This is a genomic window from Streptomyces sp. NPDC059668 (genome assembly GCF_042734135.1).
In the GTDB taxonomy this organism is placed as follows: Bacteria; Actinomycetota; Actinomycetes; order Streptomycetales; family Streptomycetaceae; genus Streptomyces.
The window spans coordinates 13,336-38,633 of sequence record NZ_JBHWEL010000027.1 but is presented as its reverse complement, the minus strand read 5'-3'; the positions used below and the strand labels follow the sequence as shown (position 1 = coordinate 38,633).

The 25,298-nt window shown below is 70.8% G+C and carries 26 protein-coding genes and 2 pseudogenes; 13 read left to right on the top strand and 15 right to left on the bottom strand.

Annotated features, from left to right (window positions below):
* Positions 1-130: 130 nt before the first annotated feature.
* Positions 131-711, bottom strand: a pseudogene (locus tag ACFV2J_RS20860) (IS630 family transposase); the annotation flags it as partial.
* Positions 712-1,205: 494 nt separating this feature from the next.
* A complete protein-coding gene (locus ACFV2J_RS20855; RefSeq protein WP_385088707.1) occupies positions 1,206-1,772 on the bottom strand; it encodes a hypothetical protein in 567 nt (188 codons plus the stop codon).
* Positions 1,773-2,579: 807 nt separating this feature from the next.
* Between ACFV2J_RS20855 and ACFV2J_RS20850 the strand changes: the two genes are divergently transcribed.
* Complete coding sequence (locus ACFV2J_RS20850; protein ID WP_385439935.1) at positions 2,580-2,813, top strand: hypothetical protein; 234 nt, start codon at positions 2,580-2,582, stop codon at positions 2,811-2,813.
* Positions 2,813-3,084 (top strand): annotated as a pseudogene (locus tag ACFV2J_RS20845) (hypothetical protein). The gene ACFV2J_RS20850 and the pseudogene ACFV2J_RS20845 overlap by 1 nt, the downstream one beginning before the upstream one ends.
* 567 nt (positions 3,085-3,651) lie before the next feature.
* Here the strand turns inward: ACFV2J_RS20845 and ACFV2J_RS20840 are convergent.
* The 5 genes from ACFV2J_RS20840 to ACFV2J_RS20820 form a co-directional block, all read right to left on the bottom strand.
* Entirely contained in the window at positions 3,652-4,518 is an 867-nt protein-coding gene (locus ACFV2J_RS20840) for a hypothetical protein (RefSeq protein WP_385439933.1), read from the bottom strand.
* 9 nt (positions 4,519-4,527) lie between these two features.
* A complete protein-coding gene (locus tag ACFV2J_RS20835; protein WP_385092018.1) occupies positions 4,528-5,061 on the bottom strand; it encodes a SigE family RNA polymerase sigma factor in 534 nt (177 codons plus the stop codon).
* 386 nt (positions 5,062-5,447) lie between these two features.
* Positions 5,448-5,621: a hypothetical protein gene (locus tag ACFV2J_RS20830; RefSeq protein WP_385439930.1), complete on the bottom strand. Its 174-nt coding sequence runs from the start codon at positions 5,619-5,621 to the stop codon at positions 5,448-5,450.
* A gap of 908 nt (positions 5,622-6,529) precedes the next feature.
* Positions 6,530-6,721, bottom strand: a complete 192-nt coding sequence (locus ACFV2J_RS20825; RefSeq protein WP_385092021.1) for a DUF6233 domain-containing protein — start codon at positions 6,719-6,721, stop codon at positions 6,530-6,532.
* A gap of 275 nt (positions 6,722-6,996) precedes the next feature.
* On the bottom strand, positions 6,997-7,779 hold the full coding sequence (locus ACFV2J_RS20820) for an SDR family NAD(P)-dependent oxidoreductase (protein ID WP_385092024.1): 783 nt from the start codon (positions 7,777-7,779) through the stop codon (positions 6,997-6,999).
* An 85-nt stretch (positions 7,780-7,864) separates the two neighbouring features.
* Here ACFV2J_RS20820 and ACFV2J_RS20815 point away from each other — a divergent pair, with 85 nt between their 5' ends.
* The 5 genes from ACFV2J_RS20815 to ACFV2J_RS20795 all read left to right on the top strand — a co-directional run bounded on the left by ACFV2J_RS20815 (position 7,865) and on the right by ACFV2J_RS20795 (position 12,430).
* Positions 7,865-8,722, top strand: coding sequence for a helix-turn-helix transcriptional regulator (locus ACFV2J_RS20815; RefSeq protein WP_385092027.1), 858 nt, complete (start codon positions 7,865-7,867; stop codon positions 8,720-8,722).
* A 207-nt stretch (positions 8,723-8,929) separates the two neighbouring features.
* Positions 8,930-9,601 (top strand): DUF4097 family beta strand repeat-containing protein, encoded by a 672-nt coding sequence (locus ACFV2J_RS20810; RefSeq protein WP_385092029.1) that lies wholly within the window; start codon positions 8,930-8,932, stop codon positions 9,599-9,601.
* Between the two features lie 45 nt (positions 9,602-9,646).
* Positions 9,647-10,636, top strand: coding sequence for an ATP-binding cassette domain-containing protein (locus ACFV2J_RS20805; RefSeq protein WP_385092032.1), 990 nt, complete (start codon positions 9,647-9,649; stop codon positions 10,634-10,636).
* Positions 10,633-11,409, top strand: coding sequence for an ABC transporter permease (locus ACFV2J_RS20800; RefSeq protein ID WP_385092035.1), 777 nt, complete (start codon positions 10,633-10,635; stop codon positions 11,407-11,409). Before ACFV2J_RS20805 ends, ACFV2J_RS20800 begins: the two co-directional genes overlap by 4 nt.
* A gap of 232 nt (positions 11,410-11,641) precedes the next feature.
* Positions 11,642-12,430 (top strand): SAM-dependent methyltransferase, encoded by a 789-nt coding sequence (locus tag ACFV2J_RS20795; protein ID WP_385092038.1) that lies wholly within the window; start codon positions 11,642-11,644, stop codon positions 12,428-12,430.
* 122 nt (positions 12,431-12,552) lie between these two features.
* On the opposite strand, the gene ACFV2J_RS20790 is transcribed toward ACFV2J_RS20795, so the two are convergent.
* From ACFV2J_RS20790 to ACFV2J_RS20780, 3 genes are read right to left on the bottom strand one after another with little or no spacing between them, the layout of a single operon-like run.
* The gene (locus ACFV2J_RS20790; protein ID WP_385098422.1) at positions 12,553-12,933 is read right to left on the bottom strand and encodes a RidA family protein; all 381 of its coding nucleotides are present in this window, start codon (positions 12,931-12,933) and stop codon (positions 12,553-12,555) included.
* Positions 12,930-14,057, bottom strand: coding sequence for a mandelate racemase/muconate lactonizing enzyme family protein (locus tag ACFV2J_RS20785; protein WP_385439924.1), 1,128 nt, complete (start codon positions 14,055-14,057; stop codon positions 12,930-12,932). The genes ACFV2J_RS20790 and ACFV2J_RS20785 overlap by 4 nt, the downstream gene beginning before the upstream one ends.
* Positions 14,044-14,835, bottom strand: a complete 792-nt coding sequence (locus ACFV2J_RS20780; protein ID WP_385089639.1) for a creatininase family protein — start codon at positions 14,833-14,835, stop codon at positions 14,044-14,046. The genes ACFV2J_RS20785 and ACFV2J_RS20780 overlap by 14 nt, the downstream gene beginning before the upstream one ends.
* Positions 14,836-14,951: 116 nt before the next feature.
* Between ACFV2J_RS20780 and ACFV2J_RS20775 the strand changes: the two genes are divergently transcribed.
* Positions 14,952-15,836, top strand: a complete 885-nt coding sequence (locus tag ACFV2J_RS20775; RefSeq protein ID WP_385089649.1) for an ROK family protein — start codon at positions 14,952-14,954, stop codon at positions 15,834-15,836.
* On the opposite strand, the gene ACFV2J_RS20770 is transcribed toward ACFV2J_RS20775, so the two are convergent.
* From ACFV2J_RS20770 to ACFV2J_RS20750, 5 genes are read right to left on the bottom strand one after another with little or no spacing between them, the layout of a single operon-like run.
* The gene (locus ACFV2J_RS20770; protein ID WP_385439921.1) at positions 15,833-16,645 is read right to left on the bottom strand and encodes an ATP-binding cassette domain-containing protein; all 813 of its coding nucleotides are present in this window, start codon (positions 16,643-16,645) and stop codon (positions 15,833-15,835) included. The two genes, ACFV2J_RS20775 and ACFV2J_RS20770, sit on opposite strands and share 4 nt — an antisense overlap.
* Positions 16,642-17,484, bottom strand: a complete 843-nt coding sequence (locus ACFV2J_RS20765; protein ID WP_385089634.1) for an ATP-binding cassette domain-containing protein — start codon at positions 17,482-17,484, stop codon at positions 16,642-16,644. The genes ACFV2J_RS20770 and ACFV2J_RS20765 overlap by 4 nt, the downstream gene beginning before the upstream one ends.
* On the bottom strand, positions 17,481-18,389 hold the full coding sequence (locus ACFV2J_RS20760; RefSeq protein WP_385089631.1) for an ABC transporter permease: 909 nt from the start codon (positions 18,387-18,389) through the stop codon (positions 17,481-17,483). The genes ACFV2J_RS20765 and ACFV2J_RS20760 overlap by 4 nt, the downstream gene beginning before the upstream one ends.
* Entirely contained in the window at positions 18,386-19,336 is a 951-nt protein-coding gene (locus ACFV2J_RS20755; RefSeq protein WP_385089645.1) for an ABC transporter permease, read from the bottom strand. The genes ACFV2J_RS20760 and ACFV2J_RS20755 overlap by 4 nt, the downstream gene beginning before the upstream one ends.
* A 56-nt stretch (positions 19,337-19,392) precedes the next feature.
* The gene (locus tag ACFV2J_RS20750) at positions 19,393-20,964 is read right to left on the bottom strand and encodes an ABC transporter substrate-binding protein (RefSeq protein WP_385439917.1); all 1,572 of its coding nucleotides are present in this window, start codon (positions 20,962-20,964) and stop codon (positions 19,393-19,395) included.
* A 54-nt stretch (positions 20,965-21,018) separates the two neighbouring features.
* Between ACFV2J_RS20750 and ACFV2J_RS20745 the strand changes: the two genes are divergently transcribed.
* The 5 genes from ACFV2J_RS20745 (at position 21,019) to ACFV2J_RS20725 (ending at position 25,236) form a co-directional block, all read left to right on the top strand.
* Positions 21,019-21,882: an IclR family transcriptional regulator gene (locus ACFV2J_RS20745; protein ID WP_385089628.1), complete on the top strand. Its 864-nt coding sequence runs from the start codon at positions 21,019-21,021 to the stop codon at positions 21,880-21,882.
* Complete coding sequence (locus ACFV2J_RS20740; RefSeq protein WP_385089625.1) at positions 21,879-22,907, top strand: serine hydrolase domain-containing protein; 1,029 nt, start codon at positions 21,879-21,881, stop codon at positions 22,905-22,907. The genes ACFV2J_RS20745 and ACFV2J_RS20740 overlap by 4 nt, the downstream gene beginning before the upstream one ends.
* Before the next feature lie 116 nt (positions 22,908-23,023).
* Entirely contained in the window at positions 23,024-24,082 is a 1,059-nt protein-coding gene (locus ACFV2J_RS20735) for a phosphotransferase family protein (RefSeq protein ID WP_385089623.1), read from the top strand.
* Positions 24,083-24,292: 210 nt separating this feature from the next.
* The gene (locus tag ACFV2J_RS20730) at positions 24,293-24,874 is read left to right on the top strand and encodes an ArsR/SmtB family transcription factor (RefSeq protein ID WP_385089620.1); all 582 of its coding nucleotides are present in this window, start codon (positions 24,293-24,295) and stop codon (positions 24,872-24,874) included.
* Positions 24,871-25,236 (top strand): DUF1707 domain-containing protein, encoded by a 366-nt coding sequence (locus ACFV2J_RS20725; protein ID WP_385089617.1) that lies wholly within the window; start codon positions 24,871-24,873, stop codon positions 25,234-25,236. Before ACFV2J_RS20730 ends, ACFV2J_RS20725 begins: the two co-directional genes overlap by 4 nt.
* The last annotated feature ends 62 nt before the right edge of the window (positions 25,237-25,298 follow it).

Sequence of the window (25,298 nt, the reverse complement as noted above, 5' to 3'; positions counted from 1 at the left end):
CAGGAGGACGGCCGCAGACACCAGCATCAGTGCGCCACCGGCTCGGCCAGTCCTCTGTATCCCCGTCGCTGCCACGTAGACCCCCTCAGGATGGTGATCAAGAGTACGCCCGCGCCAACCCAGCGCCGCATCAGGCAACGTTCGCCCTGTCGACGACGGCGCGTAGGCGTCGGTCGTCGGCGTGGCGGTTTCGCCAGATGATGTAGCGCCGGATCATGCTGCCCTGTTCCTTGTGGTCGGCATGGTCCGTGCCGTCGAGAGTGAAGTAACGCAGGGCCGTGAACTGGGCCTCGATGCGGTTGAGCCACGATGAGTTCGTCCTTGGCCAGGTCGAGTGCGGCGAACAGGTGCCGCACCCCGTCGTAGCGGTTGTAGGCCGCCCGCCGCCGTCGGCGTGGCTCACGGTCGGGGTTCTTATGCTCGCCGCCGTGTTCGGCCCATTGCCGGCCTGGTTGGGGCATCAGGTTGAGCGGCTCGAACTCATCCATGCAGAAGATGACTTCGGGTCCGTCGTCCTCGGGTAGGACTTCGCCGTCGGCGATCGCGTGAGGTGTTCGACACGGGCCTTCTTGGTCGCGTAGTCGGGGTCGCGGGAGGTCTTCCAGGTCTTCAGGCGTTGAAACCTCCCTCGCGGAGCAGAATGCGCAGGCCCTCGTGGCTGATGTCGTCGACCACCCCCTCGGCGACCAGGAAATCCGCCAGCTGGGTTAGGCCCGGACCAGGACAGCGGCGCCGCCGAGAAGCTCCAACTGCGGACCTCCCTCGCCCCTGCCGGCGGGCTGCGCCCCGCGGACAGGCAGCGACACCGACGCCTGTCCCCGGTCGCAGGATGGCGAGAGCCGGCGTAGACCGTGACGTCCTGTTCGCTCCGACCCGGGCTGTGGCGGTCACCGGGAGACTCGTGGCGTCCAGGTCCGCCGCCTGTGGGGGTCCTCAGCCGCCGGCACCGCGATTCTCACCGCGGTGTGTCCTCACCGCGTACGGCGGATCGGCTCCGGCGTCCGCCGGGCCGTGCACGTCCTGATCGGCCTCGGGGGGCGACCGGGCCGGTGGTGCGATGCGCCGGTTTGGTGTCAGAGGGCGGGTGTCGGTGACGGCTTGTCAGGCAGGGTTGCTGTCGCTGATGGGCCGTTGAGCGGGGGTGCGGTCGCTGTCGTGAGGCGGGATCGCGTCCCATGAAGTGGTGCAGCCAGGCAGGGCCCCTCTCACGCCGGCGCGATATGGGCACCCGGAGGCCGGCGGAGCAGGTGCAAACAGACGACCGAGGCGACGACGGTCCGCCGTTCGGAGGCGTCCAGGCGAGGGTCCATTTCGACAACGTACTGCTGCAACCCGATCCACGAGTCGATGGTGCTCACCGTGACCCGGCCGAGAATCTCCGGCGCTGGGCCCCTTTCCGGATCGGTCTCCGTGAGATGCCATTCGGCGAACAGGAGACCCGGCCGTGTGAGGAGGAGTTGGCGTCCCTGTTCCGTCTGGAGGCCCAGCTGCCGGGTCTTGATGTGTCCAGAGGCACCGGCGGTGCCGGCCGCCCGGTCCGCGGCGTCGGTGAAGCGGAACTCCACCGGCCCGAACTGCTCGATGCCGACAATGAACTCACCGGACGTTTTCGTGAGGACGGAGTGCGTGTCGTCGGAGTATGTGACCCAGGCGAGCGGAGTCCCCTTCACGGTGGACACGGCCAAGGCGGGGCCCGCGTATCTACGCCACCGTGAACGCTTCGGCTGCCCCACCACAACGGCTTCCAGCTCGAACAGACCGGGTTCCGGCATCGGTCCTCCTTCCCCCGCCACGGCTTCCCCTCGACCGAGTACGTCCACTGTGACTGAGAACCTGCCCGACTCCCATCCCTCGGGCGGACATCGACGCCAACGGTTATGGCGCAGTCGACCTGGGGACTTACACACACTCTTCCCTGCCTGGGGCAGGTTGCCCTGGGCTTGGGCCGCCCGTCGTTGTGCGGTCTGAAGGGCTGCGCACGGCTCGGGGCGAAGCCGTCCGTCATCCGGCCGCTCTGTTCAGCGCGGCGCGCTCACATGGCCGGTGTCACGATGCTGATGGGTGTCCCGGTACGCACCGGACCGGGACACCCGACGCCGGGCGCGGCCTTCCCGCTCGAGCGCAATCCCGCGCCCGCCCGCCCGACGCAGACCCCGCCAGCGTCACGGATTGGGTCATCATCCCAACGACCAGCTCCCCGCCCACACCCCGCCGGAGCCCCTGATTCAGGCGGGCATGGTCTCTTGAAGACCGCCGACCGAGCTTGGAGGCGGGTTTACCTGGAGCCACGAACGGCGCGTCTGTTTTCCCGTGCGACAGACTGCCGGCGCTGCTCCGCTCCCACCACCGGCTCTACCCAGTCCCAGCGGAAAGCGCATGCCCGCACGCTACGCCGTGCTCGCCGGCCAGGACGTCGCGCACGCGGCCAGCGGTACGCCGGCCGGTTCCGCGGCGACGGGCCGCCCCACCGCGCTCCATGGCGGCCCTTTCGGATGGGCCGGTTCGTCCGGAGCGCTCCCCGGGGGTCGGATGGGCCGATACCGTGGGAGCAGAGGCCAGTTCTGCCCCTGGAGCCCTCGATGAGCGAACAGCCGGCCCCCGCCGACCACGCCCGGCAGCAGCTGGAGCCCGCGGCCGCCGACGCGGTCCGCGCGTACGCGGCCCAGACCCGCGAGAGCGCCGACCGGCTCGCCGCCGTCCTGGAGGACATCGCCGCCAACGGCCTGCCCTCAGCAGAGGACTGCACGCCCTGGGAGGAGCTGCGCCAGGCGAAACTCGCCCGGCTCGCAGCTCAGCGCCCGGCTGTCGCCTGATGGCTCGACAGTACGGAGCACGTAGGGCCCGGATCGTCTTCTCCGACTCCGCCGCCAAGCAGCTGGAGAACATCACCATGAGGCGGAGATCCGCGCCCTCGATCGCGCCCTGGGCGTCATCTCCGTCGACCCCGACGCCGGCGAACCCCTCCCCGGCGACAGCACTGGCCGGCGGCTACGCCAGTACGTCGACGACGTCGAGCGTGTCCGGCTCCTGTACTGGGTGACGGCCTTGAGGACCGTGGTGGTCGTCGCCTTCGTCGAGGTCTAGTCGCTGCGGCTGCAGGGGGCTTCCCTTGCGGCACAGGGTTGCGCCCGGTCTGATCGGCACACCAGGGCGACTCGTGACGCTGAGGCGGGCGCCCTACTGACTCCTGCGCCTCTCCGCACGTACGGCGACATAGAGGCCGAAGCTCCAAGGGGCACAGGCATGCCTCGTTCACTGGACATACGGTGACCTGGCTGTTTCGGGGAAAGCGTGGTGTGTCGAGGTCCAAACGGCCGGGAGATGCGCTGGGGCCGCATTTTCTACAGAGCCGTAGGGTGAGACAGCCGGAGGGGAGGGGGAAGTTGTGACGAGTGCGAGGGCCGAGTGGCGGGAGAGGGCCGCGTGCGGCAGTTCCGAAAGTAGCCCCGGAGCGACAAAGCTTGGTAAGCCGAGCCCCGGGGCGGTCGGATCCGGGGCCCGGCTCGCGCGCCGTCCGGCGGGAGGTGGTCCGGCGCTGGCGTGTTCAACCCGGCGATCGGACTTCGAGTCACGGCCCGGCCAGCCGTCATCCGGTCGCCGTGTTCACCACGGCGTGACCCGTCGGACGGCTCCTCGCGGTCGGACGGCCTCTCAGCTGCCCTTGTTGGTGGGTTTCTTTGTTTCCAGCGGGAGCTTGATGGCGTCCCGCACCAGGTCGAGGAAGCGTGGGTCGCTGACAATGGTCTGGAGTTCCCTGCCGGATACCGGGGAATCGACCTCGGCTTTCGGGTCCGACTCGACACGGAATGTGACGTGATGGTGTCGGTAGGAGAACTCGATCTGGGTGTGCACGAGCGGGACCACCGCATGGTCGGTCAGGCGGACCACCATTGCCTTGATGCCATTGGACAGCGTGACGTGCTCGCAGCCGCCTCGCGTGTTGTTGATGTACTTCAGGCAGGGACCCGGGCCGGGACCGCTTCGTGAGTAGTACGTGCTGAAGGCGAGCGGGAAGACTTTGCCGTCTGCCGTCTCGCCCCGATAGCTCCGCGCATTGGCGTAGGACGGCCGGACCAGGCCGACGCTGTCCGGCAAGAGCTCGTCAAGGACCCTCGCTGCCTTCTGCTGGAAATCCGCGCGCTGCGTCCGCTCGCGCACCGTGAGTCCCTCCAACTGCAGGTCTTCCAGGGGCGGAATTTGGTGGAACGGTGAGCGGTAGCCCTCCGGCCGGACCGGGCTTGACGACTCGTGCGGCACAGGTGTCCCGCTCGCCGCGGGACGGGCCGAACGGGCATCGTGCCCACCGGCGAGTGCCAACGACGCGGCCACCACCGCCCCGGCCACGCAGACACTCCCGGCCGCAATGGCGAGACGGGCCCGCGCTCTGCGGCGCCGGCCCTGCGTCACGGCGGCGGGCACCAGGTCGTGCACCGCGGGCAGCTGTGCCACCGTGTTCTCCATGGCGTCCCGGACCAGCAGGGCGCTGTGACGGTCTTCTTCGCTGATGTTGTCCTTCATGGCGGTTCCTCAACTCCCCGTGGCGTAGGTGTGGGCTTCGCCCAGCTGTGCGCGCAGCCGGGCCAGCGAACGAGAGCACTGACTCTTGACCGTGGACTCGCTGCACTTCAACAGCTCGGCGACGGACTCGACACTCAGGTCCTCCCAGTACCGCAGCACGACCATGGCCCGTGCGCGGGGAGGCAGTTCGGCCAGCGCCGATATCAGCGTCACGCGCAGGTCGGAGTGGTCCGAGGCGGACCTGGGGTCGGGACGTGAGTGTGCCAGCAGGTCTCTCAGCCGGCGCCGCCGCTCGGCCAGGTAGGTACGGGTCAGCACGGTCCTGGCGTAGGCCTCGATATGGTCGGCGGCGCTCGCCCGCTGCCAGTGCTGGAACAGCTTGGCCAGGGTCGTCTGCGTCAGGTCACGTGCCGTGTCCGGGTCCCCGCACAGCAGGTACGCGGTCCGGTACAACCGTCTCTGACTCGCCTGCGCGAAGACCTCGAAGCTCTCGGGATCCTGGGATTCCCGCGGTGCTTCGGAGCCTCGGCCGTTGTCCGGCATCTGCTCTCCTTCTTGGGCCCTGTCAACGGGCTGTGTCCTGTCACCCCTCTGTAGAGCGGCGCCGCAGGCTAAAGGTTGAAAGCGAATTTCTGCCCGGCCTCCGCGCGTCGCCGTCCCTCCGCACCCCGGCCACGTCGCTGCCAGCCGTGGCACGGATGCCGTAGATCGCCGAGCAGCAGAAGGCCGTCGCCGTCGCCCACGCCCGCAACGCCTTCGAGGAGTCCCAGACCGCTCAGGCCCTCGCCGACCAGGCGACCGGCGACGCCGAGGCAGCCCTCCAGCACGCGGCCAATGCCACCGGCTACGCAAGCGCCGCCCGCGGATACTCTCAGGAGGCTCTGGCCTACGCAGCCGACGCTGCCGGCGCCGCGGCCAAGGCCACGGCGTCACTGGCCCGCACGGTCGAGTACGACCGCAAGGCCACCGAGGACGCCGCAGCCGCCGACGCGGCAGTCGGCCGCGCAGAGAACTACGCCACGGACGCCCGCGCAGCCGGCGACCAGGCCGCCCTCGATGCCGCAGCCGCCCACGCGGTCGGCGGAAGCCGAACATGCTGCCAAGGACGCATGTACAGCAGCCGACCTAGCCGACACAGCCGCCCGGGCCGCGGAGGAGTGGCCGGCGCACTTCGTCGCCTTCGATCTGCTGCGCCTGTCGGGGGCGGCCACGACCGGCTGGCCCTACCGGCGCGCGCTTTTATGTTGTTGCGAATGATCATGGCGAACGGTGGCGCTAGAGGGGTGCCGCGCACATACGCCCAGGTAGGCGGCTTTTAGGGGTGGCGAACCCTGGCGTATGGGCAGTCGCCAATCGGCGGTCTGAGAGCAGGGCTGCGCAGCGATGCGGCGGCCCGTTGCACAGCCCCCGCAGTTGCGCGGGGGAGAGTCTTTCGCGAGTGGTGGGGGCTCGGAGGTGGTCCCACCACAGGCCACACCGGTGGAGTTGCCGCGGCGGCTGCGCGGTCGCGCAGTGGTCGGTTGCGCAGCCAGGGTGATGCTTGCGCAGTGTGTGCGGGGCGGTGGCCAGCTGTGCGATCGGCGTGCAATGGGTGCGCCCCGGCTGCGCACCGTGGTGACCAGGTGGCGTGCAGCCGGGGCGGCGGGCTGGCGGTTCGCGTGCTGCGGCCGGCAGTCCCGGGTCCCGTTCTCGCGTAGTGGGGGTGACACGAGAGTCACACAGCGTCGAGGGGCGTGCATCTCGTTTCGTTACCGTGGGTGGTCGGCTTTCCGGGGGAGGTGTCGTGGTCCTCGCGCATGTCCGCCAGCGTGGTCGCGATACCGGTGTGCACTGCTGTGACCTGCGCCGGTCGGGTGTACGGCGATGCGCAGTCCCTGCGCGGCGCCTGGCGTCGTTGTCCTGACCGGCGCCGCGGCGGGTAGCTAGCTGCGCAACTGGCGGCCATGGGGCGTTAGTTGCGCAGCTGCGGGTTCGCCGTGCGCCGGCCTTTGCGCAATGGCTGCGCAACGTTTCAGTCGGCTGTGTCGTCCGGCTTGGCTTCCGGTCGGCAGAAGCTGCAGGTCTCGATGTACTCGGTGTCCCGGATGGCGACGCGGAACTGGGCTGCGGAGATCGGTGACGTCTTCCGGTGGGCCATGGTGCAGCTGTCGACGTGCAGGACGCCAGGCCGGGGGTCCTTGGGATGGCGCTTGATCTCCAGCATGTAGCCGTCTCCCGCACTTCCACTCCACGCCCGAAGCACACGGTGCGCCACACGGGGGACCAGGCACCGCGCACCGCCTCCCGCCACGGTGCCCCGCCCCCCGGAGCCGGGGTACCCCTGAAGCACTCCGGGACAGTCCGGAGCATGTGGCGGACCGGAGCGTCTCCTCGTCATGGCAAGCGGAGGGCCCCGCCCGTGTCAGCGCCGATCCGCTTGCCGGCCTCGGCCCCCGCCCCCTCGGTCGGAGTGCGGCGGTCATGGACGTCCGGCGTCCCTCAGGCGCCGGCGCCGCCGTCCACCGGGACGATCGCGCCGGTCACCATCGAGGCCCGGTCGCTGAGCAGCCACGCGGCCACCTCGGCGACCTCGCGAGGTTCGGCCATCCGACCGAGCGGGATGCTCGCGTCGATGCGCGCGACGACGCCCGGGGACGCCGCCTCCCACTTGTCGATCATCTCCGTCGCGGTGCCGCCCGGGGTGATGCCGTTCACCCGGATCCCCTCCCGCCCCCAGGTCACGGCCGCGCTCTCGGTGATGCTGTTCAGCGCGCGCTTCATCGCGCCGTAGGCGGGGAGCTCCGGGTTCGCGCGGCGGCTGCCGATGCTCGACGTGTTGACGATCGCTCCGCCCCCGCCACGGCGCATGAGCGCGGCCTCGGCCGTCATCGCGGTCCAGTGCCCACGGAAGTTCACCGCGAACTGCTCCTCGATGTCCTCGTCGCTCGTCGTGTCGAGGAGGCCGGGCTGCTGGATCGCCGCCCCGTTGTTGAACGCGCCGTCGAGTCGTCCGTGCAGTTCGCCGACACGGTCCACCGAGGCGCGGACGCTCGCACGGTCGGCGAGGTCCACGGACACGGCGTCCGCGATGCCGCCGTCGGCGCGGATCCCGTTGACGATCTGCCGGAGGGCGTCGGTGCCGCGGGCGGCGAGTACGACGGCGGCGCCCTCGCGTGCGAAGAGACGGGCCGCCGCCGCCCCGATGCCGCGGCTGGCGCCGGTGATGAACAGGACCTTTCCGGTGAGCAGGCCGATGGGTGCGATGTCGATGTCGTTCGTCATGCCGACAGTGTCAGCCGGTCTCCGGGCCGGATGCAGGCACAGGCGGTAACAGGATCCGTCGCCGCGCGGCGTGCAGACTGGAGGGATGGACAAGCAGGAGCTCGGCGCGTTCCTCCGCAGTCGTCGCGAGCGGCTCCGGCCGGAGGACGTCGGCCTGCCCTCTGGCTCGCGGCGCCGCACACCGGGTCTGCGCCGCGAGGAGGTCGCGGTCCTCGCGCACATCTCCACGGAGTACTACGTCCGGCTGGAGCAGGGCAGGGCGCCCCGGCCGTCGGGCGAGGTCCTCGCCGGGATCGCGGGCGCGCTGAGACTCACGGACACCGAGTCCGACCACCTCCACGTCCTCGCGGGCACCGCGCCGAGCCGCAGCGGACTGCACCGGCGCGACGTCCGCCCGAGCATCCTCGCGCTCCTCGACCGGCTGCCGCAGACGGCCGCCTTCGTGACATCCGCCGTCTTCGAGGTGCTCGCGTGGAACGACCTCGCGGCCGCGCTCATGGAGGACTTCGCCGAGCTCGCCCCGGAGGACCGCAATCTCGCACGCCGGGCCTTCCTCGGGCCGGCCCGCACGGGTGCGCCGCTGTACGGGGTCTCCGACGCGGCGGAGTTCCGGCATCACGTCGTCATGCGGCTGCGGCTCACCCTCGCCCGGTACCCGTCCGACCCCGCGGTGACCGGACTCGTCGAGGAACTCCGCGACGCCAGCCCCGAGTTCGCGCGGCTGTGGGACCGGCACGACGTGCAGGCCGCGCCGATGCTCACGAAGACCTTCCGCCACCCGGTCGTCGGGGAGCTCACCGTCGACTGCGACTCGCTCTCGCTCACGGACCGCGACCAGTACCTCGTGCTGTACACCGCGCCGCCCGGATCCCACGGCGCCGAGGCGCTGGCCCTTCTGAACGTACTGGGAGCCGAGGGCGTCGACGCGGGCACATCGCTCTGAGCGTTCACTGTCATTCCATTGCAACAGCCTTCTGAGAGAGACGTTGCGTTCTCGTCGAGACCATTGCAATGAACTTCCTGCATCTACCTGCTGCTATGGCAATTTGATGCAACAAGGCCGTTGTCAGATCCGTGAATGCAACGTAGCGTTTCCTTCATCGGAAAACGCGAGCCGCAAGGGCGCGCGGTACCGGAGAAGGAGTTCACCATGCAGAAGTTCGACACCCCCGCCCCCGTCTCGGCCGTCCTCGACATCCCCGCGGGACGCATCCAGTTCATCGCCGCCGACCGCGCCGACACCACCGTCGAGGTCCTGCCGGCGAACGCCTCCAAGAGCCGCGACGTGAAGGCCGCGGAGCAGATCCAGGTCGCCTTCGGTGACGGCGTCCTGCGTATCGAGGCGGCACCGGCCAAGAACCGGCTTCTCGGCAGCGGTTCCGGATCCGTCGAGGTCACCGTCCAGCTTCCCGTCGGCTCCCGCGTCGAAGCGAAGGCGGCCGCCGCCGAGTTGCGCGGCGTGGGACGCCTGGGCGACGTCGACTTCGAGGGCGCCCAGGGCACGGTCAAGCTCGACGAGACCACCGGCGCCCGCCTCACCCTCATGGCGGGGGACATCTCCGTCGGCCGCCTCGGCGGCCCCGCGGAGATCAGCACCCAGAAGGGCGACCTCAACATCGCCGAAGCCACACGCGGCACCGTCACCCTGCGCACCGAGTCCGGCGACATCACCGTCGGCGCCGCCCGCGGCGTCTCCGCGTCCCTGGACGCCGGCACCGGCCACGGCCGTATCAGCAACGCGCTCCGGAACGCCGACGACACCCCCGTCCTGACCATCCGGGCGACCACCGCCCAGGGCGACATCACCGCCCGCAGCGTCTGACCCACGGCGACACCACCGACCGCAGTCTCCGAAGGAGTCCCCCTCATGACCGACCTGGCCATCGCGGCGTACGGGTTGCGCAAGTCCTACGGCGAAAAGGTCGTCCTCGACGGCGTCGACCTGACGGTCCCCGAAGGAACCGTCTTCGCCCTGCTCGGCCCCAACGGCGCCGGCAAGACCACCGCAGTCAAGATCCTCTCCACGCTCATCACCCCGGGCGCCGGCTCCGGGCAGATCCACGTCGGCGGCCACGACCTCGCCTCCCAGGCGCAAGCCGCACGCGCCGTGATCGGTGTCACCGGCCAGTTCTCCGCCGTCGACGGTCTGATCACCGGCGAGGAGAACATGCTCCTCATGGCGGACCTGCACCACCTGTCCAAGGCCGAGGGCCGGCGCGTCGCCGCCGAACTCCTGGAGCGCTTCGACCTGGTGGAGGCGGCGAAGAAGCCGGCCTCCACGTACTCGGGCGGCATGAAACGCCGCCTGGACATCGCCATGACCCTGGTCGGCGGCCCGCGCATCATCTTCCTCGACGAGCCGACCACCGGCCTGGACCCGCGCTCGCGGCACACCATGTGGCAGATCATCCGCGAACTCGTCACCAGCGGCACCACGGTCTTCCTCACCACCCAGTACCTGGAGGAGGCCGACGAACTGGCCGACCGCATCGCGGTCCTCCACGACGGGAGGATCGCCGCGGAGGGCACCGCCGAGCAACTCAAGCGGCTGATCCCCGGCGGACACGTCCGACTCCGCTTCACCGACCCGGACACCTACCAGTCCGCCGCCCTCGCACTGCGCGAGGCCTCCCGGGACGACGAGGGCCTCATCCTGCAGATCGCCAGCGCCGGCACCCAGCGCGAGTTGCGTTCCCTCCTCGACCGGCTGGACTCCGCCGACATCGAAGCCGACGAACTGACCGTGCACACCCCCGACCTCGACGACGTCTTCTTCGCCCTGACCGGCAGCACCGACGTACCGAAGCAGTCGAACCAGCAGAACCAGCCGAACCAGGCCAAGGAGGCCCTTCGATGAGCTCCTTCTCCCTCGCCGTGCGCGACTCGTCCACGATGCTGCGCCGCAACCTGCTCCACGCCCGGCGCTATCCCTCCCTCACACTGAACCTGCTGCTCACTCCCGTCATGCTGCTGCTGCTCTTCGTCTACATCTTCGGCAACACCATGAGCGGCGGCGCGGGCCGTGCCGCCTACATCGCCTACATCGTGCCGGGCATCCTCTTGATGACGATCGGCTCCACGGTGGTCGGCACCGCCGTGTCCGTCGCCACCGACATGAACGAGGGCATCATCGCCCGCTTCCGCACCATGGCCATCCACCGCGGGTCCGTGCTGTTCGGACACGTCGTCGGCAGCGTGCTGCAGGCGATCATCAGCGTCGTCCTCGTCGGCGCCGTCGGTGTCGCGATGGGCTTCCGCTCCACGGACGCCACGGTTCTCGAATGGCTGGCGGCCTTCGGACTGCTGGCGTTCTTCGCCCTGGCGTTCACCTGGATCGCGGTCGGTATGGGGATGGGCAGCCCCAACGCCGAGGCGGCCAGCAACAACGCCATGCCGCTGATCCTCCTGCCCCTCATCTCCAGCGCCTTCGTCCCGCTGGACTCGATGCCCGGCTGGTTCCAGCCGATCGCCGAGTACCAGCCCTTCACCCCGGCCATCGAAACCCTGCGCGGACTCCTCCTCGGTACCGGGATCGGCAACAACTGGTGGATCGCCCTCGCCTGGTGCCTTGGCCTGAGCGTCCTGGGTCACCGCTGGTCGAAGGCGCAGTTCGACCGCGACCCCAAGTAGACGCCGTGGCACGGCGGACCCCACCCGCGAACCCGTCCCACCCCGAGGCGCCGTCTCCGACATCCGGTCGGAAGACGGCGCCTCGTGCCTTCTCCGCCACCCGCCGGCCTCGCTCACCGAGACCGCCGCGCGCCCGCCGGGACGCCAACTCCGGTCAGGAGAAGGCGTGATGTCGGCTCCGAGTACGATGCTGCCGAACACCCGTGATCCCCCTCGTGCGCCGGAGCCCGTCATGACGACCGACACCCCCCAGCCACCGCAGATCGACACCGCCAACGCGCATCCCGCGCGCGTCTACGACTGGCTCCTCGGAGGCAAGGACAACTACCCCGTCGACGAGGCCGTGGGCGAGAAGCTGCCGCCCGAGGCACGCGACGCGGCCCGGCAGAACCGGCAGTTCATGCAGCGCGCCGCCGGATGGCTCGCCGCACAGGGCATCGACCAGTTCCTCGACATCGGCACCGGCATACCCACCGAGCCGAATCTGCACCAGATAGTCCAGCGGATCACGCCCACGGCGAAGATCGTCTACACCGACAACGACCCGATCGTTCTGCGGCACGCGCAGGCACTGCTGACCAGTGGTCCCGAGGGGGCCACGGACTACATCCAGGCCGATGTGCGGCAGCCGGCGGCGATCCTCGAACGCGCCCGCGCCGTCATGGACTTCGAGCGCCCGATCGCGTTGTCGTTGATCGCGCTGATGCACTTCATCCCCGACGAGCAGGACGCCCACGGCATCGTCCGCGACCTGGTCGCCACCCTGCCGTCCGGCAGCTACCTGGTGATGTCGCACGCCGCGTCCGACCTGTACCCGGAACTCGCGGAGATGGTGACCGCCGAGTACGCCAAGGGTGGCATCCGGCTCGGCTTCCGCACCCGCGCGGAGGTCGCCCGTTTCTTCGACGACCTCGACCTGGTCGATCCCGGACTGGTCACGGCGCCGGAGTGGTTCAGGACGGACCCGGCGCCCGCCGTGGAGGGCAGCGGTATCTACAGCGCGGTGGCCCGCGTCCGCTGACGCCCCGGTTTCCGTCAGCGTCGGCGCCCGCCCGGGTCGGAAGCCGCTCCGGGGAGCGGGGGGGGGGGGGGGGGCCCCGGCCACCCGCCCCCTGTCCGTGCCCCACCCTGCGGGGCAGCCCGTCAGCAGGGGAGGACGGCGACCACGTCGATCTCCACGAGAATGTCCATCAGGTCGGAGCCGACCGTCGTACGCACCGGGCAGGGCTCGGCGAAGAACGGCCGGTAGGCGGCGTCGAACTCGGCGAAGTCACGCCGCAGTTCCTGCAGATGCACCGTCACCTTCACGACGTCGTCCAGACTCAGCCCCCGCTCGGCCAGCACCGCCCGGATGTTCCGGAGCACCTGCCGGGTCTGGTCCGCCACGCCCTCGGGTGTCGACCCGGTCCGCGGGTCCTGGGGACCGAAGCCGGCGGTGTACAGGAACCCGCCGGCGACCACGCCCTGGCTGTACGCCCCGGCCGGCCGGGGCGCGTCCCCCGTGCGTACCGCTTCCTTCCTCATCCGGTCAGATCGCCTTCCCGCTCGTTCACCCCGGCGAAGTGACGCAGTTTCTCCTCGTCCACGCTCACTCCCAGGCCGGGGCCCGCCGGCACCCGCAGCCGGCCGTTGTCGAGACACAAGGGTTCGATGATGTCGTCGGCGTGCAGGTAGTACATGCTGTCGATCGCGCGGGAGAGCACGGGTGTGCTGGAGACGACGGCCAGGTGCGCGGCGGTGGCGATGCCCAACTCACCGCCGCTGTGCAGGTTCATGCCGAGCCCGAAGGTCTCGCAGTGGGCCGCGAGTGCCTTGGTGGCCGCGATGCCGCCCCACTTGTAGACGTCGCCGTGGATGACGTCCACCGCGTTCAGCCGCATCGCGGGGGCGAAGTCCTCGAACCGTACGACGCACATGTTGGTGCACAGCGGTATCCGCACCTTCGCCCTCACCTGGCTCATGCCGTCGATGCCGACGCAGGGGTCCTCCAGGTACTCGAGGTCCAGCTCTTCGAGCGCGATCCCGGCACGTATCGAATCGGGCACCGACCAGGCGGCGTTGGGGTCCACCCGAAGGTCCACGTCGGGCAGGGCGGTGCGCAGCGCCCGCATGATGGCGACATCGCCCGCCACGTCCGTGCTGCCCTTGAGCTTGACCGCGCCGAAGCCGCCTTCGGCGACCACCCGTGCCGCGTGGTCGGCGAGTTGTCCGGGAAGCGTGCCTGCACGCGCGCCGGGCGCGTCGGCCCGGGTCACCAGGGCGGTGATGGGGACCTCGTCCCGGACGGGCCCGCCCAGCAGTTCGGTGACCGACCGTCCGGTCGCCTTGCCCATGGCGTCCCAGCAGGCCACGTCGAGTGCGGCGATCGCCGCGTATCCGAGGTAGCCGTGGAAGAACGGCACCATGTGCTGCTTGCGGTGGAAGCTCTCCAGGGCGAACGGGCTGGTGCCGATCAGATCGTCGGCGATGGCGCGGACGATCGCCGCGACGGGCCGGCCCCACATCGTCTCGCCCCAGCCCTCGACCCCGTCGTCGGTGCGGATCCGTACGACGGTGCGGGTCTCCCCGGTCTTGGTCTCGAACGAGCTGGTGAACGGATTGACCAGGGGCAGATTGACCACCCACACGTCGACGTCAGTGATCTTCATTCTTCTCCTCGGTTCGGATGGTGGCCGCGTCGAACGCGCGGATGGCCCCGGCGAGCCCCCGGGCCCGGTCGTCCAGCAGTCGGCGCCCCGACGCGGCGTCGGCGCCGGAGGCGTCGTCCGTCGATCCGCCCACCCGGGCCCATTCGCCGTGGCGTTCCACGGTCAGGCCGGGATAGGGCGGGTTGTCGAAAAGGGGTGGTGGCTCGACCGGGGCCCGGGGTGCGACCGGGCCCCGGACGAGACCGGGGCGGGCGGCCAGCATCAGGGAGGTCTCGAACCACCCGGCATGTCCCGGGGTGACCTCGGGCCTCTCGTCCCCGCTCCCGCCGTCGGCCGCCGTGATCGTCCAGTACGAGCAGGCGGCGACGGTGACGTCGGCACGCAGCGCGAAACGCTTCACGGCGAGCCGCATGATCTCGTCGTTGCCACCGTGACCGTTGACGACCATGATCCGCCGATATCCGCTGGTGACCAGGGAGTCGAGGACGTCGTCGAGCACGGCGCCCAGTGTCGCGGCGGACAGCGAGACGGCGGCCGCGAACAGGTGGTGCGGACTGTGGCCGAACGGCAGGGCGGGCAGCCGGATCAGCTCGGACTCGGTCGGGTCCTCGGCGAGCAACACGGCCGCGTGGTCGAGCACCGCCTCGGCGAGCAGGGTGTCGGTGCCCATGGGCAGGTGGGCGGCGTGCTGTTCCTGCGATCCGATGGGCAGCAGCGCGATGGCGCGGGCGCCGGCTTCGCGTACTTCGTGCCAGGTCAGCTCGGTCAGATCTCTCACAGCTCTGTCTCCCTGAAACCCTGCCGTGGCAGAGTCGGCGCATGGTCCATGAACGTTTTCCGTTGCGGTTGGTCCCCGAGCCGGTGCCGGGGCCGGTCGCGCCCCGCTCGCCCCGGATGCTCGGTGGGGTGGAACTGGTGCCCGGGCGGGTCAGGGCGGCCGTGCTGAGCAGGTCCGGCACCGTGGTGCGGCGGGCCGAGGCGTCGTACGACGCCGCGACGGCTCGGCCCGCCGACATCGACGCGGCGCTGGCGCTGGCCGCCGGGGTCTTCGACGGTCATGATCTGATCGGGGTGGGTGTGGCGGCCGCCGGGCTCGTGGATCCCGGTGCCGGTCTGATCAACGAGGTCAACGACGTACCGGCGCTGCACGGTTATCCCGTGACCGCGCGGCTCGGCGCGCTGACCGGAGTGCCGGTGCGCGTCGAGCACCGGGCCAGGTTGCAGGTGCTCGGCGACCGGTGGTTCGGTGCCGGGCGCGGCCGCCGGACGTTCGCGTCGGTGTCGACCGGTGAGGTGCTGGGGGTCGGCATCCTGTACGACGGCGAGGTGCTCGCCCCGGCCGGTGGGCGCAGCGGCGCCCATATGACGGTGTCGGCCAGTGGCGACGCGTGCACCTGTGGCGGGCGTGGATGCTGGAAGACGGTGGCCACCACCCGTTGGCTGCGGGCCCGTGCCCGTGCCGCCGGACTCGGCGACGCCGTTTCGCTCGCCGCGCTGGTGGAGCGCGACGACGAAGCGGCCCGCCGGACGGTCGCGGAGTACGCGGAGAACGTGGCCCTGGGCCTGGTCAACATCCAGCAGTTGTTCGCGCCCGGGCTGTTCGTCCTGCACGGTGAGGCACGCGAGGGCGGTGAACGGTTCCGCACCCTCATAGAGGAGCGGCTGCGCTCCGATGCCGCGTCGGTGGAGGCCGAGTCGCCGCAGGTGTCGGTGAGCGGGGCGGCCGTGGACGATGTCGCTCTGTTGGGTGGCGCGGGTCTGGTGCTGTCCCACCTCTAGACCGCCCCGGTACGGGTACGGCGGGCGCGGCGCGGGTCGGGCAGGGGAACGGCGTCCAGCAACTGCCGGGTGTAGGGGTGCCGCGGATCGCGGAAGACGTCGGCCGCGTCGCCCACCTCGACCAGTCGGCCGTGCCGCATGACGGCGACCCGGTCGGCCACCTGCCGGACGACGGCGAGGTTGTGCGAGACGAAGACGTAGGTCAGACCGAGGCGCCGTTGCAGTCCGGCCAGCAGGTCGAGCACCTGTGCCTGGACGGAGACGTCGAGCGCGCTGGTGGGTTCGTCGAGGACGACGAGGCGGGGTTCGAGGGCGAGGGCGCGGGCGATGGAGACGCGCTGGCGCTGGCCGCCGGAGAACTCGTGCGGGTAGCGGTCCTGGATCCCGGCCGGCAGCCCCACCGACTCCAGCAGTTCGCCGACGCGTTCGCGGGTGCGGGGCCTGCCGCGCCGGCCGCGGGCCCGGGGGTCATGGGTGACCAGCGGCTCGGCGACGATGTCGGTGATCCGCATGCGCGGGTTCATGCTGGAGTACGGGTCCTGGAGCACGACCTGCATCTCGCGCCGCACGGATCGCAACCGGGCCGGCGAGAGGGCCCCGAGGTCCTGCCCGTCGAACCGGACGCTCCCGGCGGTCGGCTCCAGCAGACGCAGGAGCAGCCGGGTCAGGGTGGTCTTGCCGCAGCCCGATTCGCCGACCAGGGCCAGGGTCTGCCCCTCGGCCACGGTCAGGGACACGTCGTCGACCGCCACTTGCGGGGGCCTGCCGCCGAACTCCTTGCGCAGATGGTCCAGTTCGAGCAACGTCATGCCGACTCCAATCGTGGGGTCGCGTCCAGCAGCCGACGCGTGTAGTCCTCGGCGGGCCGGTCGAAGACGTCCATGACGTCACCGCTCTCCACGACCCGGCCCGCGTTCATGACCACGACGCGGTCGGCCGTCTCGGCGACCACCCCGAGGTCGTGGGTGATCAGTACGACGGCCATGCCGTGCCGCTCCTGGAGTGCGACGAGCAGGTCGAGGATCTGGCTTTGCACGGTGACGTCGAGCGCGGTGGTCGGTTCGTCGGCGATGAGGACGCGTGGCCGCGCCACGAGTGCGGTCGCGATCATGACGCGCTGGCGCAGTCCGCCCGAGAGTTCGTGCGGGTAGTGCCGGTAGCGGCGTTCGGGGTCGGGGATGCCGACCTCGTCCAGGGCGGCGAGCGCGGCCGCTGCCGCTTCGGTGCGGGAGAGACCGCGATGGTGGCGCAGCACCTCGGCGACCTGGGTGCCGACCCGTTGGAGTGGGTCGAGGCTGGTCATCGGGTCCTGGAAGATCATGGCGATGTCGTAGCCGCGGATCGCGCAGAGTTCCTTCTCGCTCAGGGTGAGCAGGTCGCGGCCCTGGAAGCGGATCTGACCGCCCGTGTAGTGGCACGGGGGTGAGGGGTTGAGGCGCAGCACGGACAGTGCGGTGGCCGTCTTGCCGCTGCCGGACTCGCCCACGACGGCGAGTGTCTCGCCGGCGCCGACCTGGAGGCTCACGCCCTGGACGGCGTGCACGGTCGAGGCGTCGAGCCGGAAGTCGACGCTCAGGTCGTCGATCTCGAGGACGGGTTCGGTGCGGAGGGACGGGGTGCGGGCGGGTGTGGGGCGGTCGGTCGTCATCGGCGGTACGCCTTCGGGTCCGCGACGTCGCGCAGGGCGTCGCCGGTGATGTTGACGGCGAGTGAGGTGATCATCAGGGCGAGGCCGGGGAACACCGCGACCCACCAGGAGGTGCCGAGGTAGAGCTGGCCGTCCGCGAGCATCGAGCCCCAGGTGACGGTCTCCCTGGGCACACCGAGTCCGAGGTAGCTCAGGGACGCCTCGGCCACGATTGCGGCGGCGACGTGCAGGGTCGCGATGGTCGCGAGCGGCGCCATGACGTTGGGCAGGAGGTGGCGCCGCATGATGACGGTGTCGGTGACACCGATGGCCCGGGCCTCGGTGACGAAGTCGCGTGAGCGCAACGACATCACCTCGGAGCGCACGACGCGGGCGTAGGACACCCAGCCGGTGAAACCGAGGACGAGGATCACGTACCAGAGTCCGGAGCCGAGGAAGCCCACGACGGCGAGGGCCAGCAGGATGGCGGGGAAAGCGAGTTGGACGTCGGCGAGCCGCATGAGGACCCGGTCGGGCCAGCCGCCGAAGTAGCCGGAGGCGAGGCCGACCGCGGTGCCGATCACCCCGGCGAGCAGGGCGGCGCCCGCACCGACCAGGAGGGAGACACGAGTGCCGTAGACGACGCGGGAGAGCAGGTCGCGGCCGAGCTGGTCGGTGCCGAGCGGATGGGCGCCGCTGCCGCCCGACTGCCAGGCGGGTGGCCGCAACCGCAGGAGCAGGTCTTGGGAGTTGGGGTCGTACGGGGCGATCAGCGGTGCGAAGAGCGCGCAGACCAGCATGATCGCGAGGACGGCGAGCGCGGCGACGGCCAGCCTGTTGCGGAGCAGGGTCCGCAGGGCGACGGCGCGTGGGCTGTGCGCCGCCGTGGCCGGCGGCGCGGCGACGGCCGGTGGTGTGATGGTCATCGGGAGGTCCTCACCCTCGGGTCGAGGAAGCTGTAGGAGAGGTCGACCAGCAGGTTCACCACGACGAAGGTCGCGGCGAAGAGCAGCACGGTGGCCTGGACGAGCGGGAAGTCGCGGTGCGAGATGGCCTCGATCGTCAGCTGTCCGATGCCGGGCCAGGAGAAGACCTGTTCGGTGAGGATCGCGCCGCCCAGCAGGCTGCCGACCTCCAGACCGACCACGGTCACCACCGGCAGCGACGCGTTGCGCAGCCCGTGGGTGAGCACGACCTTGAGCGGGCCGAAGCCTTTGGCACGCGCGGTACGGATGTGGTCGGAGGACAGGACGTCGACGAGTGAGGAGCGCAACAGGCGCGCGACGACGGCGACGGAGTAGACGGCGAGGGTGATCGCCGGCAGGACGAGATGGGCGAACGTGCCGTAGCCGGAGGCGGGAAGGGCGTGCAGGCCGACGGCGAAGACCAGGATCAACAGGATGCCGACCCAGAACGGCGGGGTGGACTGCCCGAGCAGCACCATGGTCATCACGCCCCGGTCGGAGGCCCGGCCGCGTCGCATCGCGGCGAAGATGCCCGCGGGGATCGCGATGACGAGGGTCACCACCAGGGCGGCCGCGGCGAGTTGGAGGGTGGCGGGGAGACGGTCGGCGAGCACGGTGCGTACGGGCTCGTTGTAGAAGAGGGAGTTGCCGAAGTCGAGGCGGGGCAGCCCCCACAGGAAGTCGAGGTACTGGGTGACCAGCGGCCGGTCCAGACCCAGCGAGCCCCGTAGTACGTCTTCCTGCTGGGCAGTCGCGTCCGGCGGGAGCAGCAGTTTGACGGGGTCCCCGGAGAGGCGGACCAGGAAGAACGACACGGTCGCCGTGCAGAGCAGGACGAGCAGGGCGGTGCCGAACCGGATGAGAACGGTGCGCAGCAGCCGTGTCGCGTCCCGGTCGCGGGTCCGCATCCGGGGGCCGTCGATGTCGTGGGTGTCGTGCGGCCGCTGCCGGAGGGGGAGTTCGGTCATCGGGAGACCTCCGCGCTCGCCATGGCCAGGACGCCGGCGGGGCCCGGTTTCCAGCGGGGGCTCCGGTTGCGGGCGTAGATGTTGTCGAGCTGGTAGAGGAAGACGAACGGCGCTTCCCGCCGCATCAGCCGTTGCAGGTCGGAGAAGGCCTTGGCGCGCTCGGCCGGGTCGACGGACAGTTCCTCGATGTCGACGAGCCGGTCCGCCTCCTTGGAGTGCCAGCGGCTCTGCCGGCGGTCGCTGCGCACGTTCGACTGGATCATGCTCTCGCCGTCCAGCGTCCATATGGTGCTCGCGGCGAGATACATCGGACCGAGCGCCGCGTGGTTGGCGGAGGTGAGCCGGCTGGAGTACGTACCGGGGTCCAGGAGGTCGACCCGTGCGCGTACGCCCGCCTTCGCGAGGAGTCCGGACAGCGCCTCGGCGACGTTGGAGTCGACGTTGGAGGCGGTGAGGGTGGTGCTGAAGCCGTCGGGGTAGCCGGCCTCGGCGAGCAGCTCGCGTGCTGTCCGCACCGAGCGGGTGAACGGCTTGACGCTCGGGTCGAAGCCGAAGGCGCCGTGCGGGATCATTGCGGGCACCTCGCGTGCCTTGCCGCCGAGGACCGCTTTGATCAACAGGGGGACGTCGACGGCGTGGTTGAGTGCCTGCCTCACCCGCCGGTCGCCGAGCGGTCCCTTGTCCAGCGTGTTGAGGGAGAGGTACGAGGTGCGGATCCCGCTGAACCCGTCCAGGGTGACGCCGGTGTAGCCCTCGAGTTGCTGGGCCGCGTCGGGGGTGAGTCCCGCCACGAGGTCGACCTCGCCGCTCTGCAGGGCGGCCAGCGAGGACGAGGCGTTGGGCGCCGGGCTGAAGACCAGTTCGTCGACCTTCGGCCGGCCGGCCCAGTGACGGGGGTGGGCCCGCATCCGCAGTGCGTGGTCACGCTGCCAGCTGACGAAGGTGAACGGCCCGGTGCCGACCGGGTGGGAGGCGAACCCCTGGTCCCCGGCCTCGGCCAGATAGCGCGGCGGGACGACCACCCCGCCGAAGAGGGAGAGCTTGTCCGGCAGGATCGGGTCGTGCAGCGTGGTGTGGACGTCCACGGTGAGCCGGTCGACGACGGAGACGCTCCGCACGTAACGCAGTTCGACGATCGGTGACTTGGTCCTGGGATCGAGCAGCCGCTCGATGGAGAACTTCACCGCGGCGGCGTCGCAGACCTCACCGTTGTGGAACCTCACACCGGGGCGCAGGGTGAAGCGCCAGGTGCGTGCGTCGCGTGCGGTCCAGGACAGGGCGAGCCGTGGGTGCAGCTTGCTGTCGCGGCCCCGGGTGGTGAGGGTGTCGAACATGTTGATCAGGGCGTTCATCGACACCATGTCGCCCTGCTTCTGCGGGTCCATGGTCACGGGGTCCCCGGGCTGCGACACCCGCAGGACGTTGCCCGCGCCGCTCGCGGGATCGGCTCCGCATCCCGCGAGCAGCGGGGGCGCGGCGAGAGCCGGCAGGACCAGTCCGGCCAGGCGCAGGACGTCGCGGCGCGGGCGGCTGCGGCCCAGGGCCCGCTCCTGACGTATACGTTCCATTGAGCAACACATCCGTTCCGTCAGATGGAATGCGGTTGCGTTAAGCTAAGCGACATGTCGAAAGCGGTCAACACCCGTGCCAGCGAGCCAGAGCCCGTCAAGGGCCCCGTGGACAAGGCGATGGAGGTGCTTGAAGCACTCGTCGAGACAGGCGGCCCGCACCGCTTGGGGGAGATCGCCCGACGCACGGGGCTCACCAAACCGACGGTCCACCGCCATCTGCGGACGCTCGCCGAGTACGGCTTCGCGCAGCCTGCGGAGGGCGGCAGCTACCGCGCGGGTCCCCGGCTGCTCGGCCTGGCCGCCGCCGCCCTGCACGACAGCCGTGACCTGGCACTCGCCCGCCCGGTGCTGACCGATCTGCGTCGGCGGACCGGCCTGCTCGCGCAGTACGCCGTGCGCCACGCCGGCGACGCGGTGGTGCTGGCACAGTCCGAGCCGGCCAGGGAGTACCGGATGTACGCCCGGCCCGGCAGCCGCGCTCCGCTCCACAGCAGCGGGACGGGCCTGGCCATGCTCTCCGCCCTGCCCGCCCATGAGACGGACACCCTGATGAGCGCGGGCCCACTCGCCGCCCGTACACCGCACACCCTCACCGACCCGGCGGCGCTGCGCGCACTGCTGCGGGAGGCGGCCGGGGTCGGTTACGCCGTGGACGACGAGTACGAGGAGCTGGACGTACGGTCGGTGGCGGCGCCCGTGGTCGACGGCGAGGGACAGGTCGTGGGCGCCATCGGCGTCTCGGGACTCACCTTCACGCTGGACGAACGGAGCGTGGACCTGTTCGGCCCGATGGTGCGCGCGGCCGCCCGCACGGTGTCGGCGGGGCTGGGCGGCACGGCGCCCACGTTCCGGGTCGTGGACGTGGACGTGGACGTGGACTCGGACGCGGACGTCGAGGACGGTGGACTCGCGTGAGCGCGCCCGGCGAGATCCTCGTCGCGGGACGGGCCCGACGGGTGTATTCCGGCGCCGCCTGGTCCGTCGGCACCGCGGGGGGAGCACTGGACCGGGGCTGGACCGGCACCCGCGCCTGGGACGGCCCACCGCTCGAAGGCGACGAACAGTGGGACCTGGCGTCGGTGACGAAACCCGTCGTCGGACTGGCCGTGATGGCTCTCGTCGAACGCGGCGCACTGGATCTCACCGGCGTCGTCGGTGCGTATCTGCCCGAGTACCGGGGCGGTGACAAGGCGGAGCTGACGGTCGCGCAGCTGCTCACCCACACCTCGGGCCTGCCGGGCCGGGTGCCGCTCTATCGTCAGCACCCCACCCGCGAGGCCTTGTTGGAAGCATTGAGGCTGCTGCCGCCGCGAACGGCGCCCGACACCCGGGTCGAATATTCCTCGCAGGGCTTCATCCTGCTCGGGCTGATCGCCGAGCGCGCGGCCGGCGCGCCGCTGGACGAACTGGTGGACCGGCTGGTGTGCGCGCCGCTCGGCATGAAGGAGACCGGCTTCTCCCCGCGCGGCGCGCTCCGGGAGCGGGCCGTGGCCACCGAGGACTGCCCGTGGCGAGGACGGGTGGTGTCGGGCGAGGTGCACGACGAGAACGCCGTGGTCCTCGGCGGAATCGCCGGGCACGCCGGGCTGTTCGGGTCACTCGCCGACATGGAACGACTCGGCCGGTCCCTGGCGGGCGGCGCACCCGAACTCCTGCGCCCGGAGACCTTCGCCCTGATGACGGCCGCCCACACGGACACCCACGCACTGCGGCGCGGACTCGCCTGGCAGGGTCAGGATCCGGTCGGCTCACCCGTGGGGCCGTCCTTCGGCCCCGAGTCGTTCGGTCACACCGGCTTCACCGGCACGAGTGTCTGGGTCGACCCGGCCACCGGCCGCTATGCCGTCCTGCTGACGAACCGGGTGCACCCGTCGAGGCAGGGCGACGGCATCGTGCCCGTCCGACACGCCTTCCACACGGCGGCGACCGCCCTGAACTAGGGCGTGTTCCCGCAACTGGGATCGGCTTCTCGGGACTGGGCTCGCCTTCTTGGAACTGGGACCGGCCCGGGCCACGGCACCCGCATGCGTACGGAGCTACGGCTAGGCTCGTCCGCATGCTGAACCGGCTTCCGTTCGACGAAGCGCTGCGCTCCACCGTGGGCATTCCCGAGCGGAGCGAGCTTCTGGACAGCAGTCCGCGGTCACGGGTGTGGCGGGTCCGGCTGGCCGACCGGAGTCTGGTGATCGTCAAGCAGATCACCGACGGCGGGGACACGCGCGCCGACGCGGACACGCGCTTCGCCCGGGAGGTCACCGGGCTGCGTCTGGCGGGGCGCGCGATCGGGCCCGCCGTCGCTCCCGCGCTGCTCGCCACGGACCAGCCCGCGCGGGTGATGGTTCTCGATCACCTGGACGACCTCGGTAGGACGGACGACTGGATGCCGGGGTACGCCGAGGCGCTCGCCCGACTGCACGCCCTGACCGGACCCGCCGACGCGGGCGCGCTCCCGGCCTGGTCGGGGCCCACCGCCGCCGACGCGGAGTCCTTCCTCGCCCTGGCCCGGGCGCTCGACGTGCCCGTCCCGTCCGCGGTGCCCGACGAACTCGCCGCTCTCCTAGACCGGTTGGACCCCACTACGCATCATGCGCTGCTGCACGGCGACCCGTGTCCGGGCAACGACCTGCGCACCACCGAAGGTGTCCGTTTCGTCGACTTCGAACGGGCCGCGCTCGGCAACGGACTGGTCGAACTCGCCTACTTCCGCATCGGCTTCCCGACCTGCTGGTGCGCGATGTCGGTCACCGGGGCCCCGCTCGCGGAGGTCGAGGACATCTACCGGACCACCTGGCGAGGCCTCACCGGCAGGGACGTGCCGGGCGACCTCGCCGACGCGTGCGTCGGATGGCTGATCCAGGGGGACGCGCTCGTCGAACGGGCCCACCGCGGGACGGTCGACCAGCTCGCTCGGGTACCCACCGAGGACTTCGAGTGGGGCTACGTCTCCGCCCGCGAGCGGCTCGTCCACCGCCTCGGCGTGGTCGCCGACATGACCGTCGACCACGACCACCTGCACGCCGTGGGCCGTCTCAGCTCCACCCTGGCCGTGCGCCTGCTGGAGTGCCGGCCCCAACCACGGCCGCTGCCCGGGCACGACACCCGCCCCTGGGCCTAGGGTCCGTCTTCCGCTGATCCTGCCCGGACTGGGACTGACGCGAGACTGAACGCGCCCAGCGGAGGCCTGTCCACGCCCACCGGCGGGCGGCCGCCGGGCCGTCACCGCGCACGTCGGGGATGTCTTTCGACGCCCAACTGGGCATGTCCGTTTGCTGGTTGTAGAATTTTCCAACCGGTTGAGACGACTGCAACGATCGGGGAGCTGGTGATGACCGCACAGAGATCCGGTGCGTCGCCCCGGCGGTGGCACGGGGTGCACAAGGCGCTCGCCGATCCCCTGCGCATCCGGCTCCTGGAAGCGCTCTGGGAGACACCCCGGTCCGCGCGTGAGCTAGCGGACCGTGCCGATCTTCCGGCCGACCGGCTCTACTACCACCTGGGACAGCTCGAACAGGCCGGATTGATCGAGATCTCCGCATACCGGCCGTTGCCCCGCGGAAGAGTGGAGCGGGTCTACGCCCCCGCGGTCACGGAGCCTCCCAGCGATGCCGCGAGCCCGGAAGAGATGGCCGAGTTCCTCGGCTCGATGCTGGACGCCACCCGGGCCGACATCAGCGCCGCCTACCGGTCCAGGCAGGCCGGTGGCCGTCGGGAGGTCGACCTTCACCGCGGTGTGCTGCGGCTGACCGACGAGGCGCTCGCGGAACTGCGCGAACACCTCGCACGCCTCGCCGCCCGATTCGGGGACGGCGACACCCCGGGGGTCTGGACACGGATGGTCGTCGCGCTCGTCGATCTGCAGGACCGTCCGTCCCCGGACACCACAGCCCCGCCCGAGAGGTCGTCATGAACGACAGCAGCGAGGAGCACACGCACAGTGCGCCGATACGGGCCTCGGACGCCGAGCGCGACCGGGTCGAGGCGCGGCTGAAACACCACTACGCGGTCGGCCGACTGACACTGCCCGAACTCGAAGAGCGCGTGGCCGTGGCCTACCAGGCGCGCACCCGAGAACAACTCGACGCCCTCCTGGATGACTTACCAGGCGACGCCGAGGAGCACGGGCGATCCGCCGATGTGATCGACTCCCGCCTGCTGATCATCCTGCTGTGCTGCTCACCGCCCGCGGCGCTCGTCTACTGGCTCGTCGCCCGACGCACGGCACGGCGAAGAGGCCCAGAGCCGCGGGCCCTGGAGAGCGACGGGACGTGACCCACCCAGGGGGCCCGGGCGCGAACCGCGGTTCGCAGGAGCCGTGGCGAACGTAGGAGCCC